General features: G+C 73.3%; 14 protein-coding genes and 1 riboswitch. Of the genes, 5 read left to right on the forward strand and 9 right to left on the reverse strand.

What is annotated here, in order from left to right; translation table 11 throughout:
• Positions 1-165 precede the first annotated feature (165 nt).
• Positions 166-1,959 (forward strand): AMP-dependent synthetase/ligase, encoded by a 1,794-nt coding sequence (locus tag AB0G79_RS08235; RefSeq protein ID WP_360802076.1) that lies wholly within the window; start codon positions 166-168, stop codon positions 1,957-1,959.
• Between the two features lie 72 nt (positions 1,960-2,031).
• Here the strand turns inward: AB0G79_RS08235 and AB0G79_RS08240 are convergent, their stop codons facing one another.
• On the reverse strand, positions 2,032-3,174 hold the full coding sequence (locus AB0G79_RS08240; RefSeq protein WP_360802079.1) for a glycosyltransferase family 4 protein: 1,143 nt from the start codon (positions 3,172-3,174) through the stop codon (positions 2,032-2,034).
• Positions 3,175-3,294: 120 nt separating this feature from the next.
• On the opposite strand from AB0G79_RS08240, the gene AB0G79_RS08245 reads away from it, so the two are divergent.
• Positions 3,295-4,554, forward strand: a complete 1,260-nt coding sequence (locus AB0G79_RS08245; RefSeq protein ID WP_360802082.1) for a glycosyltransferase 87 family protein — start codon at positions 3,295-3,297, stop codon at positions 4,552-4,554.
• Here AB0G79_RS08245 and AB0G79_RS08250 read toward each other — a convergent pair.
• The gene (locus tag AB0G79_RS08250; protein WP_360802084.1) at positions 4,515-5,852 is read right to left on the reverse strand and encodes an MATE family efflux transporter; all 1,338 of its coding nucleotides are present in this window, start codon (positions 5,850-5,852) and stop codon (positions 4,515-4,517) included. The genes AB0G79_RS08245 and AB0G79_RS08250 overlap by 40 nt on opposite strands.
• Positions 5,853-5,953: 101 nt before the next feature.
• Here AB0G79_RS08250 and AB0G79_RS08255 point away from each other — a divergent pair, with 101 nt between their 5' ends.
• Positions 5,954-6,511: a PadR family transcriptional regulator gene (locus AB0G79_RS08255; RefSeq protein ID WP_360803054.1), complete on the forward strand. Its 558-nt coding sequence runs from the start codon at positions 5,954-5,956 to the stop codon at positions 6,509-6,511.
• Between the two features lie 14 nt (positions 6,512-6,525).
• On the opposite strand, the gene AB0G79_RS08260 is transcribed toward AB0G79_RS08255, so the two are convergent.
• The 5 genes from AB0G79_RS08260 to AB0G79_RS08280 form a co-directional block, all read right to left on the reverse strand.
• Positions 6,526-7,740: a hypothetical protein gene (locus AB0G79_RS08260; RefSeq protein WP_360802087.1), complete on the reverse strand. Its 1,215-nt coding sequence runs from the start codon at positions 7,738-7,740 to the stop codon at positions 6,526-6,528.
• 46 nt (positions 7,741-7,786) lie between these two features.
• Positions 7,787-8,800, reverse strand: a complete 1,014-nt coding sequence (locus AB0G79_RS08265; protein WP_360802090.1) for an NlpC/P60 family protein — start codon at positions 8,798-8,800, stop codon at positions 7,787-7,789.
• Between the two features lie 196 nt (positions 8,801-8,996).
• Positions 8,997-10,043: an NlpC/P60 family protein gene (locus AB0G79_RS08270; RefSeq protein ID WP_360802093.1), complete on the reverse strand. Its 1,047-nt coding sequence runs from the start codon at positions 10,041-10,043 to the stop codon at positions 8,997-8,999.
• Positions 10,044-10,290: 247 nt separating this feature from the next.
• Positions 10,291-11,655, reverse strand: coding sequence for an NYN domain-containing protein (locus AB0G79_RS08275; RefSeq protein ID WP_360802096.1), 1,365 nt, complete (start codon positions 11,653-11,655; stop codon positions 10,291-10,293).
• Positions 11,656-11,687: 32 nt separating this feature from the next.
• A complete protein-coding gene (locus AB0G79_RS08280; protein WP_055644001.1) occupies positions 11,688-11,930 on the reverse strand; it encodes a hypothetical protein in 243 nt (80 codons plus the stop codon).
• 158 nt (positions 11,931-12,088) lie between these two features.
• Here AB0G79_RS08280 and AB0G79_RS08285 point away from each other — a divergent pair, with 158 nt between their 5' ends.
• Together AB0G79_RS08285 and AB0G79_RS08290 are read left to right on the forward strand one after the other, a co-directional pair.
• A complete protein-coding gene (locus AB0G79_RS08285) occupies positions 12,089-12,823 on the forward strand; it encodes a rhomboid family intramembrane serine protease (protein WP_360802100.1) in 735 nt (244 codons plus the stop codon).
• Positions 12,820-13,101: an Lrp/AsnC ligand binding domain-containing protein gene (locus AB0G79_RS08290; protein WP_024755605.1), complete on the forward strand. Its 282-nt coding sequence runs from the start codon at positions 12,820-12,822 to the stop codon at positions 13,099-13,101. Before AB0G79_RS08285 ends, AB0G79_RS08290 begins: the two co-directional genes overlap by 4 nt.
• An 80-nt stretch (positions 13,102-13,181) precedes the next feature.
• Here AB0G79_RS08290 and AB0G79_RS08295 read toward each other — a convergent pair whose 3' ends face one another.
• Both AB0G79_RS08295 and trpD read right to left on the reverse strand, forming a co-directional pair.
• Positions 13,182-14,603: an aminotransferase class V-fold PLP-dependent enzyme gene (locus AB0G79_RS08295; protein WP_360802104.1), complete on the reverse strand. Its 1,422-nt coding sequence runs from the start codon at positions 14,601-14,603 to the stop codon at positions 13,182-13,184.
• A 184-nt stretch (positions 14,604-14,787) separates the two neighbouring features.
• A riboswitch (SAM riboswitch) is annotated at positions 14,788-14,904 on the reverse strand.
• A gap of 75 nt (positions 14,905-14,979) precedes the next feature.
• Positions 14,980-16,044: an anthranilate phosphoribosyltransferase gene (trpD, locus tag AB0G79_RS08300; protein WP_360802107.1), complete on the reverse strand. Its 1,065-nt coding sequence runs from the start codon at positions 16,042-16,044 to the stop codon at positions 14,980-14,982.
• Positions 16,045-16,083: the final 39 nt, after the last annotated feature.

Genomic DNA, 16,083 nt, shown 5'->3' on the forward strand with positions numbered 1-16,083 from the left:
ACGCACGGAACATCTGGCCGGGACCCCCTATCGGAACCATCTACCGATGGGTAACGTCCGGTCGGTCCAGTCGTGCTCACCCCCACTGAGCACCTGCCCGATCATGGACAAGTCCGGCGCATCACACAGAGCCGTGGCGCCGGCGCCCGATGAGGAGCAGCAGTCTTGCGCGAGTTCAGCCTTCCGGCCCTGTACGAGGTCCCCACGGACGGCAACCTGACGGATCTCATCCGCCGCAACGCCTCCCAGCACCCAGACGTGGCCGTGATGGGCCGCAAGGTCGACGGCGTCTGGACGGACGTCACCGCCACGCAGTTCCTCGCCGAGGTCCGCGGTGTCGCCAAGGGGCTGATCGCCGCGGGCATCGAGCCCGGCGACCGGGTCGCGCTGCTCTCCCGCACCCGCTACGAGTGGGTCCTCCTCGACTTCGCGATCTGGAGCGCCGGCGGCGTGACCGTGCCGGTGTACGAGACCAGCTCGCCGGAGCAGATCCAGTGGATCCTCGGCGACTCGGGCGCCGCCCTCGCGCTCGTGGAGAGCGCCGCCCACGAGGCCTCGGTCGAGTCGGTCCGCGGTCAGCTGCCGGCACTCAAGGGCGTCCGGCAGATCGAGGCCGACGCGGTCGCGCGCCTCACCGCCGAGGGCGCGGACGTCACGGACGAGCTGCTCGACGCGCGCATGTCGGCGGCGAACGCGGACGACCCGGCGACGATCGTCTACACCTCGGGCACGACCGGCCGCCCCAAGGGCTGCGTCCTGACCCACCGGGCCTTCTTCGCCGAGTGCGGCAACGTGGTGGCGCGACTCAAGCCCCTGTTCCGTACCGGCGAGTGCTCGGTCCTGCTCTTCCTGCCGGCCGCGCACGTCTTCGGGCGGCTCGTCGAGGTCGCGTCGATCATGGCGCCGATCCGGCTGGGCTGCGTACCGGACATCAAGAACCTCACCGACGAGCTGGCCTCGTTCCGGCCGACGCTGATCCTCGGCGTGCCGCGCGTCTTCGAGAAGGTCTACAACTCGGCGCGGGCGAAGGCGCAGGCCGACGGCAAGGGCAAGATCTTCGACAAGGCCGCGCACACGGCCATCGCGTACAGCCGGGCGATCGGCACCCCCGAGGGCCCGTCCCTCGGTCTCAAGCTGAAGCACAAGCTCTTCGACAAGCTGGTCTACGGCAAGCTGCGGGCGGTGCTCGGCGGGCGCGGCGAGTTCGCGATCTCCGGCGGCGCCCCGCTGGGCGAGCGGCTCGGTCACTTCTTCCGCGGCATCGGCTTCACGGTCCTGGAGGGCTACGGCCTGACGGAGTCGTGCGCGGCGACCGCCTTCAACCCGTGGGACCGCCAGAAGATCGGCACGGTCGGGCAGCCGCTGCCGGGCTCGGTGGTGCGGATCGCCGACGACGGCGAGGTGCTGCTGCACGGCGAGCACATCTTCACGGAGTACTGGAACAACCCCGCGGCGACCGCCGAGGCGCTCGCCGACGGCTGGTTCCACACGGGTGACATCGGCACCCTCGACGAGGACGGCTACCTCGCGATCACCGGCCGCAAGAAGGAGATCCTGGTGACGGCGGGCGGCAAGAACGTCGCCCCGGCGGTCATCGAGGACCGGATCCGGGCGCACGCGCTCGTCGCGGAGTGCATGGTGGTCGGCGACGGCCGTCCGTTCGTCGGCGCGCTGGTCACCATCGACGAGGAGTTCCTCGGCCGCTGGGCGGCGGAGCACGGCAAGCCGGCCGGTTCGACGGCGGCCTCGCTGCGCGAGGACGCGGAGCTCGTCGCCGAGGTGCAGCGGGCGATCGACGACGGCAACGCGGCGGTCTCCAAGGCGGAGTCGGTCCGCAAGTTCCGCATCCTGCCGGCCCAGTTCACGGAGGAGGCGGGCCACATCACCCCGTCCCTGAAGCTGAAGCGGAACGTGGTGGCGAAGGACTTCGCGGACGAGATCGAGGCGATCTACTCGTAGCGGTGGGTACGGCGAAGGGGCCCGGGTGCGGAGACGCGCCCGGGCCCTTCGCCGTAGGTCACCGGTCCCCCGTCAGAGCAGCTCGCGCAGCCGCTCCGCCAGCAGGTCCCAGCGCCACTTCTCCTCGACCCACTCCCGGCCCCGCGCGCCCATGCGGGCGCGGAGCTCGGGGTCGAGCAGCAGGGTGGTGACGCGGTCGGCGGTGTCCTCGGCGGACTCGCCGCGGACGACCCAGCCGGTCTCGCCGTCGAGGACGGCGTCGGGGGCGCCGCCGGAGTCCCCGGCGACGACGGGGAGCCCGGTGGCGGAGGCCTCCAGGTAGACGATGCCGAGGCCCTCGACGTCGAGGCCGCCGCGCCGGGTGCGGCAGGGCATGGCGAAGACGTCGCCCGCGCCGTAGTGGGCGGGAAGCTCGCCCCAGGGGACGGCGCCGGTGAACCGTACCGACCCGGCCACGCCGGTCTCGGCGGCGAGGCGGTGCAGGTCCTTCTCGTACGGTCCGCCGCCGACGATCAGGAGGACCGCGTCGGGGACCTGGCGCAGGATCCGCGGCATGGCCCTGATCAGGGTGTCCTGGCCCTTGCGCGGGACGAGCCGGGAGACGCAGACGACGACGGGCCGGTCCGTGAGCCCGAGGCGGGCACGGACCTCGTCGCCGCCGGACGCGGGGTGGAAGGTCTTCTCGTCGACGCCCGGCGGCAGCTGGACCATGCGGCCGGCGGCGGCCGGGGTGAGGGCGCCCGCGATCCGGGAGCGGGTGTACTCGCCGAGGTAGGTGAGCGTGTCCGTGCCCTCGCCGATCCGGCGCAGGAGCTGCCGGGCGGCGGGGAGCTGGGCCCAGCCGGCCTCGTGCCCGTGCGTGGTGGCGACGATCCGCTTCGCTCCGGCCTTCCGCAGCGCGGGGCCCATCAGCCCGAGCGGCGCCGCCGCGCCGAACCAGACGGACTCGCAGCCGTGCTCGCGCAGGAGCGCGGTGGCGCGGGCGGTGACCCGGGGCGTGGGCAGCAGCATGGTGGTGCGATCGCGGACAACCGTGAAAGGCTGCTCGGCGTCGAACCGGGCCGTCGCCTCGACCCCTTCGCGGCTGTGCTTCCACGTGGAGGCGTAGACGACGATCCGGTCGGGATCCAGGCGCAGCGCCATGTTGTGCAGGAAGGCCTGGATTCCGCCGGGGCGTGGCGGGAAGTCGTTGGTTACGATCAGGGTCTTGTGCATCGTGGCCGACAGTACGCGATGGCAGGTCCCGGGACGCGATGGCACCCACCACCCGCACGACCACTCTCCGCGCGAGCGGACCGACAGGATCAGGACGCGACAGTGACGACGGGCGGCGCGGTGAGGAACGGTCCACGCAACGGTCTGCGGCTTCCGGTCGGCCTCTGGGCGCTCACCCGGGTCGTCCTGCTGCTGTGCGTGTTCAAGGTCGTGGTCGTGCCGGGCCCCGACGTCACGTACGACGTCTCGCACATCTACCAGGGCTGGTTCGACGTCCTGAGGACCGGCACCTACCCGCTGGACGACGTGACCTGGCAGTACCCGCCGGCCGCGGCCCTCGCGATCCTCGCGCCGGCCGTGCTGCCGTTCCTCGGGTACGCCTCCGCGTTCTTCGTCCTCGCCTTCCTCTGCGACGCGGTCGTCTTCGGACTGCTCCTGTACACCGGCCGCCGGGCGGGCCGGAGCCTGAACGGCGCCTGGATCTGGCTCGCCGGCGTCCCGCTGCTCGGCCCGACCGCGTACGCCCGGTACGACGTGATGGTGACCGCCGTCGCGGTCGCGGGGCTCCTCGCGGCCGGCCGGAGCCCGCGCGTCCTCGGCGCGCTCGCCGGCTTCGGCGCGGTGCTGAAGGTCTGGCCCGCGCTGATCCTCGCCGGCACCCGGAAGGGCCGGGCGACCTTCCGCTCCTGGTCGACGGCGGCGGGCGCGGCGGCGGCCACGCTGCTGCTGTGCGTGCTGTGGATGCCGGGGGCGCTCGCCTTCCTCGGCTACCAGCGGGACCGGGGCACGGAGGTCGAGTCGCTGGGCTCGATGGTCTTCCACGTGATCCGGCACTTCGGCTGGGAGGGCGAGCCGCGGATGAACTACGGCTCGATCGAGTTCCTCGGCCCGCACGTCCCGACCGTCTCGACGATCGCCCTCGGGCTCACCTTCGCCGCCTTCGGCTGGCTCCTGCTGTGGCGGATCAAGGCGGCCCGCTTCACCTCCTCGACCGTCGCCGACGCGGCCTTCGTGGCGGTGCTGCTCTTCACGGTGACGAGCCGGGTGCTGTCCCCCCAGTACATGCTGTGGCTGGTCGGTCTCGGCGCGGTCTGCCTCGCCTTCCGGTCGAGCCGGATGCGCAAGCCCGTCCACCTGGTGGTGTGGGCGACGGCCGTCACGCAGTTCGAGTTCCCGGTGTGGTTCTCGCACGTGACGCGGAGCGACCCGCTGGGCATCGCCATCCTCTTCACCCGCAACGGCCTGCTCGTCGCGGCCGCCGTCATCGCCTGCCGGATCCTGTGGCGCCAGACGATCACCGAGCCCCGCCTCGCCGAGGCCGCCGCCGCCCTGTCGGCCCGTCAGCCGGAGCGCGAGAAGGCCTTGTCCGGCACCAGCTGAGGGACGCCCGCGGTACGGCGGTGGAGCACGGCCATGGCCGCGCACTGCGCCGCCATGGCGAGGGCCGTCGCGAGGCAGATCCCGCCCAGTCCGAGGCCGGACAGCGCGTAGGCGAGGGGTAGCTGCACGAGGACGCCGGCGACGGTGATCCGGGCGAGGTACGGGCCCGCGCCACTGCCCTCGAAGACCCCGCCGACTCCGATGAAGCAGGCCATGAGCAGCAGGTAGGGGCCGAGGCAGCGCAGGAAGAGCGCGCCCGCGGCGGCCACGTCCGGGTCGGCGCCGAAGGCGCGCATGACCGGCCCCGCACCCAGGAACAGCAGCCCGGCGGCGCCCGCTCCGAGGGCGGCGGCGATGCCCAGGGCCTGCCGGGCGACGGCCCGCCGTTCGTCGCTCCCCGTCCCGAGGAGATGGGCGGTGTGGATCGAGGCGGCCTGGCGGACCGCGTAGAACGCCATGGTCGCGACGTACATGGCCTTGGTCGCGATGCCGTAGGCGGCGATCTCGGTGACGCCGAGGCGGGCGACGACGGAGACGAGCGCGAGCGCCCCGCCCATCCGGACCGTGAAGTCGACCGCCATGGGCAGGCCGGTGGCGGCGGTACGGCGCACCGCGGCGGCCGTCGGCAGGGCGGGGCGCGCGGCGCGCGCGGCTCTCAGGAGCGCGGTGCGCCGCAGTGCGAGCAGCCCGGCGGCGAGGGCGCAGGAGCGGCCGGCCACCGTCGCGAGGGCGGCGCCCCGGACCCCGTACGCCTGGATGAGGAGCGGGTCGAGCACGAGGATCAGGCCGTTGGCGAGGAAGGCGAGCCGCATGGGCGTGCGGGTGTCGCCCGTCCCCTTGAGGACGCCGTCGAGGACGGTGACGGCGAAGAAGACGGCCGTGCCGGGGAGCGAGATCGCGAAGTAGGCGGTGGCGAGGGCGTGGGCGGGGTGGTCCTGACCGCCGAGGAGGAGCGCGGCGAGGGGGTCGCGGAACAGGAATCCGCCGAGGGCGACGGGCGGCACGAGGAGCGCGCAGAGCACGGCACCGCCTCGGACGGCGGCGCGGACGGCGCCGGGATCGTCGGCTCCGCGGGCGCGGGCGACGAGGACGGTGGTCCCGGAGGCGGCCATGAGGACGACGCCGAGCAGGAGGTTCTCGACGTTCCCGGCGAGGGCGACGGCGGCGACGGCGTCCCCGCCGAGGCGGGCGACCCAGAGCATGTTGATGATCCCGGCGGCGACCCCGGCGAGGAGTTCGAGGTAGACGGGCCCGGCGAGCCGGACGAGTACGCGACGGTGCTGCCGTCCTGCTGCCATGACGCCCCCATACCCCTTCTCGATGTACCTCGATTCGAGGCACCTCGAAAAGAGGTAGCATGCCGATCGGCCCCACGACAAGCGCGAAGGAAGGCTGCCGGATGCTGGAGCTGTCGATCCTCGGCTTCCTCTACGAGAAGCCGCTGCACGGGTACGAGCTGAAGGAACGCATCCACGGCCTCAGCGGCCACGTCCGCCCCGTCAGCGACGGGGCGCTCTACCCGGCGATCGCCCGTCTCGTGAAGAACGGCCTGCTGGACAGCCGCGTGGAGCCGGGCACGAGCGCCGCCCCCCGCCGCACCCTGTCACTCAGCCCGGAGGGCCGCTCGGAGCTCCTCGCCCGGCTGCGCTCCCCCAAGGAGGCCGAGATCACCGACGGCCAGCGCTTCTTCACCCTGCTCGCCTTCCTCGGCCACCTCCCGGACCCGGCCGACCAGGCCGCCGTGCTCCGCCGCCGGCAGGAGTTCCTGAACGCCCCGGCCAGCTTCTTCTACGAGGACGGGACACCGGTCCGCGCCGAGCGGGAACCCGACCTCTTCCGGCAGGGCATGCTGCGGATCGCACGCGCGACGGGCACGGCGGAGAAGGCCTGGCTGACGGAGGCCCTGGCGGAACTGGACGCGCGGGCCGCCGCGGCCGGTCAGGGCCTGTCCGGCTGACCGGCAGGACACCCCTAGCCCAGCCGGTCCCGGACGTACGACCGCCAGTCCGCCGTGAACCGCTCCGGCGTCGTGCCCAGCACGTCGTGGAGGGCCTTCTCCAGCGCCCCCTCCCGGGCCGGGTGCGCGCCCACCGCCCGGTAGAAGGCGGCCAGTTCCTCCTCGCCCCAGCGGTCCGCGACCATCTCGCAGGCGAGCCAGCCGCTCTCGTACGCGCGCGCCAGCGCGTCCGCGTCGCCGCCGAAGGCGAAGGCGCCGTCCTCCGGCAGGGCGGCGGGCGCGTCGCCCGCGCGGACCGCGCGGCGCAGCTCGGGGGCCGCCTGGGCCGGGGTGCGGCCGCTGTCCCGGTAGGCGACGTGGTCGGCGAAGCCCTCCGAGAGCCAGACCGGGGTGGCCCTCGTCGTCTGGACGCGGGTCGCGACGTGGGTGGTCTCGTGGGTGAGGACCAGCTGCCGGCCGAAGGGGCCGAGCGTCCCGTACGCGTCCGGGTTCACGATCACGCGGTCGGCGGGGGCCTTCGGGCCGCCGCCCAGCTGACCGGTCGTCACGGCCGCGATGCCCCGGTAGGAGGCGGCGGGCCCGCCGAGGAGCCGCCCCATCGCGTCGACCGACTCGGGGACGAGGACCACGATCCGGCCCGCCCAGTTCCCGTCCCAGGCCTCGCCGACCGCGGGCACGGCCCGGTCCGCGGCCGCCGCGATCTCGCGCAGCCGCTCCGTGCTCTGCCCCACCCCGAGGACGAGGCTGCGGGCGCCGGTCACCGTCTCCACGCGGCCCTGCTGCCAGAGCTGCTCCGGGGCGCCCTCGGCGGGGCGGTCGGCGGTGACGTACCAGCGGCCGTCCCGCTCGGTGAGGCCGATGACCCGCTCGGTGGTCGAGGGCCCGGAGTCGTACCCCTTGATGCGGTAGCCGAGCTCGGCGGTGGCGGTGGCCCGGCCCTCGCCGGCCATGTCGACGTCGGTGACGCGGTAGCGCACCCCGCCGAGCGGGACCTCCGCGAGCCGGTCGAACTCGGTGCGCGCGGCGGGCGCGAGGGCCGGGTCGAGGTCGGCGAGGTAGCCGGGCTCGTCCCGGTCGAGGAGCGCCTCGGCGTGCCGGTCCAGGAGTTCCTGGACCTCGTCGTGCGCCGGGCCGGACTCGGGCGGCGCCGCGCAGCCGCCGAGGGCGAGGAGCGCGGCGAGGAGGCAGGCGCCGCCGCCGCGCACCGCTCCGCTCCCCTGGTCCGCCACGCCCCCGATCGTACGGGGGGACGGCGCGGGGCCGCCGCCCGAGGACTCAGACCCGGGTCACCGTCACGTTCGACATCATGTTCACCGGGTCGTAGCGGACCCGCGCGCCCGGGTAGGGGGCGTGGATGACCTGGCCGTTGCCCGCGTAGATGCCGACGTGGCTCGCGTCGCCGCGGTACGTGACGAGGTCTCCGGGCTGCGCCTGGGAGAGCGGCACCTGCCGGCCGGCCGCGCGCTGCGCCGCCGAGGTGCGCGGCAGGCTGATCCCGGCCTGCCGGTACGACCAGACCATGAGGCCCGAGCAGTCGAAGCCTGAGGGCCCGGTCGCCCCCCACACGTACGGCTTGCCGATCTGGCTGCGCGCCGCGATGACGGCGGCGGAGGCCCGCGAGGAGGCGGGGCCGAGGTCGCCGAGCGGCGGCATCTCCTCGTCACGGCCGCCGGAGCGGGAGGACCGGTCGTAGTCGGCGCGCTCCTGGACGGTGAGGGAGGCGAGCAGGCGGCGGGCCGCGGCGAGCTTCCGCTCGACGGTCCGCTTGTGGCGGGCGACCTCGGTCCGGCTGCGCTCCAGCTCGGCGAGGGCGATCCGGCCCTCCTCGCGCTTCTGGTCGAGGCGCCGCTGCTCGCGCCGGAGTTCGCCGAGCGCGGCGCTCTGCCGCGCGGTGACGCGGTCGAGGGCGGAGGCGCGGTCGAGGTAGCTGTCGGGGTCGGAGGAGAGCAGCAGCGCGAGGGCGGGGTCGATGCCGCCGGAGCGGTACTGGGCCCCGGCGACGGAGCCGAGGGCGCCGCGCATGCGGTTGATGCGCTCCTGGCCGCGGGCGAGTCCGTCCTGCGCCCGGGTGACCGTCCGGCGCAGCCGGTCCGCCTTCTCGTCGGCCTGGTTGTAACCCTCGGTGGCCTTCTCGGCCTCCTCGAAGAGGCGGTCGACCGTGGCGCGGGTGGCCGCGGAGGAGGTCCCCGGGTCGGCGCTCGCGGGGACGGCCCCCAGGGACGCGGCCGCGGTGGCCGCGGCGGCGGCGGTCAGGACGGTGACCCTCGCGGGTCGGCGGTGGGACGCCACTAATCGCGCTCCGTTCGGCTCGACGGGGACTGGAGGGCCAGACGTTAGCCGCTGAGCACGCCGTCTCCAACGAAGCCGATGGACACACAAAGTGACGCCCCGCCGGAGAACACAGGTCACCGGCGGGGCGTCAGGTCAGTCAGTGGCCCGGCAAACCACCCGATTGGGGGGCATGCCGGAGCGGGTCGTGGCGGGGTCAGCCGCCGATGCGGACACCGAACTGGAAGGTGCCCATGTAGCTCATGGACTCGTAGCGGACGACGGCGCCCGGCTTGGGGGCGTGCAGGATCGTGTTGTTGCCCGCGTACAGACCCACGTGCGAGAGGCCGTTGAAGAAGACCAGGTCACCGGGCCGGAGCTGGCTGCGGCCGATCTTCACGCCGTCGTTCTGCTGGGTGTAGGTGGTGCGGGTGAGACGGACGCCGGCCTGGCGGTAGGCCCACATCGTCAGACCGGAGCAGTCGTACGAGTTGGGGCCCTCTGCGCCGGAGACGTACGGCTTGCCGAGCTGGGTGGCGGCGGCGCTCAGCGCCATCGCGCCGAAGCCGGAGGCCGGGGCCTCGTTGCCGAGGTCGACGCGGGAGGCGGCGGCGCGGCTGGCGCGCTGCTCCTTCTCGCGCTCCTGGGCCGCGAGGCGGGCGCGCTCCTCGGCGGTCAGGGTGTTGAGGAGGGCGCGGGCGTCGGCCAGCTTGCCCTGGTACTTCTTCTTCTTCTCGCCGAGCGTCTTGGTGACGTCCTCGAGGTCGGACAGCTTCGTGGTCGCCTCGGCGCGCTGCTGGGCGAGGGTCCGCTGCTTGGCCTGGATCGAGGTGAGCACGTCGGCCTGCTGGGCGCTCAGCTGGTCGATCGCGGACGCCTTGTCGAGGTAGGTGTCCGGGTCGGCGGAGAGGAAGAGCTGGATCGCCGGGTCGATGCCGCCGGAGCGGTACTGGGCGCTGGCGACCGAACCGATCTGGTCGCGCAGGGTGTTGAGCTCCTGCTGACCGCGGGCCACCTTGTCCTGGAGCTCGCCGATCTCCTTCTGGAGCTTGCCCCGGCGCTCGTCGGCGAGGTTGTACTGCTCCGTGGCCTCCTCGGCCTCGTGGTGCAGCGCGTCGACCTTGGCCTTGACCTCGTCGATCTTCGGCTTGGGAGCCGCCTGGGCGCCCGACTGGGCGGAGAGCGCGACGGCGGCGGCCGCGGTCGCGGTGAGCACGGTCACGCGGGTGCGGCTCGGCTGCTTGGGTCGACGGTGGGACGCCACGAAGGCGAGCTCCTTCTTCCTCAGAGCCGCCCAACCGGTGAAGGGCAGGCGGTTCCTCCGCCGCCACCCCGGATGGGTGAACTACCGCGCGAAGGTTCGAACCCCGACCCTAGTGACCAAGCTGTGATCAGTTCAAATCCCACCGGCAAAAATATCGCTCGGACGCCACTTTGTTTACCCACATCACACGGGCCGTGATGGCCTCTTGACGGTCTGCCGTCCAGAATTCGGGCATAACGCGCAGGGGTTACGAGAGGCGCGAAAGCCGCTTCAGCAACAAGGCGGACGCGACGGGCCGCGCACCGGCCTTCGCCACGCCGTCGGCCACCTCGCGGTCGGTGGAGACCACCACCACCGGACGGCCGGGCGGCTCGGCCCGCACCAGCTGGCGGATCAACTCGTCCGCCGTGACACCGGGCTTGGAGAACAGCACCCGCACCCCGCGCGGCGGCGCGAGCAGCACCGGCGCCGCGAGCTCCGCCCCGTCGAAGACGCAGGTGACCTCGGCGCCCGACCGGGCCGCGAGGGCCGAGAGGCCGCCGAGCAGCCGCAGCCGCTGCTTCTCCAACGGCATCGTCGGATAACCGGTCTTGGTGACGTTGTAGCCGTCGACGACCAGGTGCGCCTGGGGCAGTTCGAGGAGCTGGTCGAGGAGGGCCGGGTCGGTCTCGGACAGCGCGCGCGCCGCGATGTCCTTCGGCGACATCCGGCCCGGCTCCACCGCGTCCACGGTGTCGGCCGGGTGCGTCGAGACGGGCGGCAGCGCCAGTTCGCGGCGCAGCCCCTGGGCCGCGTCGAGGACCGTGTCGAGGAGCAGCCGCAGCCGCATGTCCTCCATCGAGCGGCCCTCGCGGGCCGACCTGCGGCTCGCCTCGAGCGCCGCCTCGACCTCGCCGAGCCGCGCCTTGAGGCGGCGGCTCTCGCTCTCGGCGGACGAGACCTGCGCGGCGGCCTCCGCCTTCGCGGCGTCGATCTCGCCCTGGACGCGGCGGAGCGCCGCCTCCCCGCGCTTCACGTCGCTCTGGGCGCTGCGCAGCTTGCGGTGAAGCGATTCCGCTTCCTTGCGGGCCGCCTCCAGGTCGCGCCGGAGCTGCTCGGCCTCGCTCCTGGCGCGCTCCTGAGCGGCCGTCAACTCCTCGCGCAGCCGCTCCAGCTCGCGCCGGCCGGCCTCGTCGGCCCGCTCGGCGTCCGCCCGCAGGGCCTCCTCGCCCGCGGCGGCGACGAGCTTGACCCAGCCGGCCGGCCGCAGCACGTAGGCCGCGGCGGCGATGTCGACCGGGTCGGCGGCGGCAGGCGGGGTGCCGGACTCGACGGCCCCGGCGAGTTCGGGCTCCGACTGCTTGAACCGCTCGCCGATCCGCTGCCGGAACAGCGGGTCGCTCTCCAGGGCCGCCGCCATGGCGTTCCCGGCGAACTTGGCGCGGCGACTGGCGGTGAAGCGGGCGTACTGCCGCAGGGGTGGCGGAAGCTCCGCGACGGTCAGGCCGCCGAAGGCGTCGGCGACCAGCGCGACGACCCGCCGACGTACACCTTCCGTCAGTGGGTGGTCGAGCGTCTCGGCAGCGTCACCTGCCGCGCCGGCCGGTTCACCACCGTGCGCGGGCTGCTCCACGATCCGTCACCCCTATGTCGTCCGCGCCGTCCTCAGGAAGCGGCGCCCGGCCTGTCCACCAGTTCGATCTGGTCCACCGCGTTGCACCAGCGGCAGCGGACCGACTCGATGGTCTCACTGACCACCTGCCGCTCCTCGACCGTCGGGTCGCCCGCGAGGTCCAGATGGACGTACTCGACGACCTTGGACGAGCGGGTCACGTCGAAGCGGGTCAGATTGCCGCAGAGCGTGCAGCGCCAGCGGGTCTCGTCGGTCGGCAGGGGAACCGTCGTCATCGGTCCGTCCTTCTTCCTGTCGGTGTCGTGCCAGGTGCGGGAGCCGCGGTGCGCCGTCGAACCGCTGTCGTACTGCCCGTTACCCTACGGCCTCCCGGCGCTCCGGTTGACGGCGAGGCACTCTGTCCACTTCGGCCCCGGTACGCGATGATCTGTCCGTGATCGACTGGCGAGCAGCGGCCCTCGGCGCCTGGCGCGGCGCGCGCGGCGGCCCCACGGTGACGTACTGCCTCATCGCCGCCTGCTGCCTGCTCTTCGTGACCGGCCCGGTCTCCGGGCTCAACCCGGTGTACGGCACGGGCGACGAGCTGCTGGCGGCGCAGAGCGCGTACTTCCGCCGCTGGGGCGTCATCCCGGCGGAGCTGACGGCGGGCGTGCCGGGCGCCCTGCTCACCCCGTTCACCGCGCTCTTCGTCCACGGCAGCTGGCTGCACCTGCTGGGGAACATGCTCTTCCTGTACGTCTTCGGCGCGATGGCCGAGGAGCGCATGGGTCCGGTCGAGTTCGCCCTCTTCTACCTGGGCACGGGCTATGTCGCCCTGCTCGGGTACGCGGTGGCGCACGCGAACAGCGAGCAGACGCTCGTCGGGGCCTCCGGGGCCATCTCCGGGGTGCTCGGGGCCTTCCTCTTCCTCTTCCCCCGGTCCCGGGTGACGAGCCTCTTCCCCTTCCTCTTCTTCCTGCCTCTGCGCTTCCCCGCCTGGATCGTGCTGATCTTCTGGTTCGTGCTCCAGTGGCTGGCGGCGCGGGCCGCGGGTCCCGGCCCCGGGGTCGCCTATCTGGCCCACGTGGTGGGCTTCTGCGTCGGCTTCCTCTACGCGTGGGGCCGTTTCCGGCGTGGGGCTAGAGTGAGGACACCAGCCGCGGCGACCGAGGGAGACAGCCAGCCGTGATCACCGCGATCGTGCTCATCAAGACCAGCGTGGACCGCATCCCCGAGATCGCCGAGTCCATCGCCGCGCTCGACAGCGTCAGCGAGGTCTTCTCGGTCACCGGGACCTACGACCTGATCGCCATGGTCCGGGTGTCGCGCCACGACGACCTGGCGGACGTCATCCCCGGCAGCATCAGCAAGATCCCGGGCGTCGAGGCCACGGACACGCACGTGGCGTTCCGCACGTACTCCCAGCACGACCTGGAGGCGGCCTTCGCCATCGGGCTGGAGTCCTAGGACGTTCCCGGACGCGCACGCGTCACGGCTGAAGGGGGTCTCCCGACCGGGAGGCCCCCTTCACCCGTACGAGTGAGTGGTCAGCCGCGGTCCGGGACGCAGCGGCCGTCCTCGGTGCGGTACTTCCACTGGGCGCCGTCCCGGACGAGCTCCTTCACGGCGCCGACGAACCGCTCCACGTGCTCGTCCGGCGTACCGGCGCCGAAGCTCACCCGGATGGCGTTGAGGGAGCGCTCGCCGGGGGCCGCCTCGGGTGCGCCGCACTCGCCCTGGGTCCCCGGGTCGCTGCCGAGCAGGGTGCGGACGAGCGGGTGGGCGCAGAAGAGGCCGTCGCGGACGCCGATGCCGTACTCGGCGGAGAGCGCGGCGGCGAAGTGGGAGCTGTTCCAGCCCTCGACGACGAAGGAGATGACGCCGACGCGGGGGGCGTCGTCACCGAAGAGGGAGAGGACCTTCACCTCGGGGACCTCGGCGAGACCCGCGCGGACCTTCGCGATGAGGTGCTGCTCGCGGGCGACGAGGCCCTCGAAGCCGGCCTCGGTGAGCGCCTTGCAGGCGGAGGCGATGGAGTAGACGCCGATGACGTTCGGGGAGCCGGCCTCGTGGCGGGCGGCGGTGGTGTGCCACTCGACGTCGACGCCGCCGTCGGCCCGGCGGGAGACCTTGCGGGAGGCCCCGCCGCCGGCGAGGTAGGGCTCGGCCTCCTGGAGCCAGTCGGCGCGGCCGGCGAGGACGCCGGAGCCGAAGGGCGCGTACAGCTTGTGGCCCGAGAAGGCGACCCAGTCCACGTCCAACTCCTTGACGGAGACCGGGTGGTGGGGCGCGAGCTGGGCGGCGTCGAGGACGATCCGGGCGCCGTGCGCGTGGGCGGCGGCGGCGAGCTCCTTCACCGGCCACAGCTCGCCGGTGACGTTCGAGGCGCCGGTGACGCAGACCAGGGCCGGGCCGTAGCCCCCGTCAATCGTCACCGTGCGGCCGGCGAGGGCGAGCTCCAGGGTCTCGACGGCCTGGGCCGGGGTGCGCGGCGCGTTGAGGTAGGTGACGCGGGCGTCCTGCCAGGGCAGCAGCGAGGCGTGGTGCTCGGTCTCGAAGACGAAGACCTCGCAGTCGGCGGGGATCGTCCGGGCGAGCAGGTTGAGCGAGTCGGTGGTGGAGCGGGTGAAGACGACCTGGTCGCCGGGGCGGCAGTCGAGGAACTCGGCGACGGTCTCGCGGCTGTTCTCGAAGAGGTCGGTGGAGAGCTGGGAGAGGTACCCGGCACCGCGGTGGACGCTGCCGTAGTACGGGGCGTACGCCGCGACGTCGTCCCACACGCGCTGGAGGGCCGGGGCGCTGGCCGCGTAGTCGAGGGCCGCGTAGGTCACTTCGCCGCCGGTGACGAGCGGGACGGTGACGTCCCGGCCGAGGACCGGGAGCGGGGCGGCGCAGCAGGGGTCGGCGGACTCGGCGGAGGCGGTCTCGACGGCGGAGGCGAGGGCGGCGGCGTTCGAGCATGCGGACATAGCGGTGTCTCCCGGCATAAAAGGGGCGCGAAAGGGCGTGAGGATCCCGTGGGGCAGCGCGAAGGCACAGGGGTGCCGCACACGGGTGAAGGGTGGAGAAAGGGGCCGGACAGGCCCTAGCGCATTCGCTTGCTCACGAGACACCGCTCCCTAGAGGACCAAGGACCCCAAGGTGAGACGCAGGGGTCCGCGCTTGCCGCAGGGCTTCTGCCGTGCGACCTGGTCTTCACCCGGGGCACCCCGCCACGGACGGAGGGTTGCCGGACAGTCAGCCGGGGCTTGAGGACTGTCACTCATGACCTGGCACAGAACGTAGTTCAGTGGATCGCCCACGCGCAACCCCGTCCGCATGCCGGACGGGGCCGCGTGTCGTGGACTAGCTGTTGCTGACCTCGATCCAGCGCTCCAGGGTGCGGCGGGCCGCACCGGAGTCGATCGACTCGGCCGCCTTCGCGATCCCCGCGGACAGCTGCTCCGCGAGGGTGGCGCCGGTCGGCTCCAGGGCGACGAGCGCCGCCGCCGCGTTGAGCAGCACCGCGTCCCGTACCGGACCGGTCTCCCCCGCGAGCAGCCGGCGGGCCACGTCGGCGTTGTACGAGGCGTCCGCGCCGCGCAGCGCGTCGACCGGGACGATCGGGATGCCGACCTCTCGCGGGTCGAAGGCCTCCTCGCGGACGGCCCCGTCGCGCACGATCCACACCCGGGAGGTGGCGGTCGTGGTCAGCTCGTCGAGGCCGTCGTCGCCGCGGAAGACCAGCGCGGAGGAGCCGCGCCCGGCGAGCACGCCGGCGACGATGGGGGCCATGCGCGCGTCGGCGACGCCGGTCGCCTGGGCGCGGACCCGGGCCGGGTTGGTGAGCGGGCCGAGGAAGTTGAAGACGGTCCGGATGCCGAGTTCCTTGCGGGCCATGGCCACGTGCCGCAGCGCCGGGTGGAACTTCACGGCGAAGCAGAAGGTGATCCCGGCCTCCTCGGCGACCTCGGCCACGCGCTTCGGGGTCAGCTCCAGGTTGACGCCGAGCTTCTCCAGGACGTCGGAGGCGCCGGAGGCGGACGAGGCGGCGCGGTTGCCGTGCTTGACGACCTTGGCGCCGGTGCCCGCGACCACGATCGCCGACATGGTCGAGATGTTGACGGTCTTGGCGCCGTCGCCGCCGGTGCCGACGATGTCGACGGACGGCCCCGGCACCTCGATCGTGTTGGCGTGCTCGTACATCGTCCGGACGAGACCGGTGATCTCGTCGACGGTCTCGCCCTTGGCCCGGAGCGCCACGACGAAGCCGGCGATCTGGGCGTCGGTGGCCTCGCCCCGCAGGATGCGGTCCATCGCCCACGCGGTGTCGTCGGCGCTCTGGTCGCGTCCGGTCAGCAGACCGTCGAGGACGACGGGCCAGGAGCGGCCCGCCGACGTGGGTCCTCCAGCGGGGGTCGCAGCGCTCATGGCAGCTCCTGATGATCGTGACGGGTACCGGACCCACCC

This window comes from Streptomyces sp. NPDC020807 (assembly GCF_040641575.1).
Classification (GTDB): domain Bacteria; phylum Actinomycetota; class Actinomycetes; order Streptomycetales; family Streptomycetaceae; genus Streptomyces.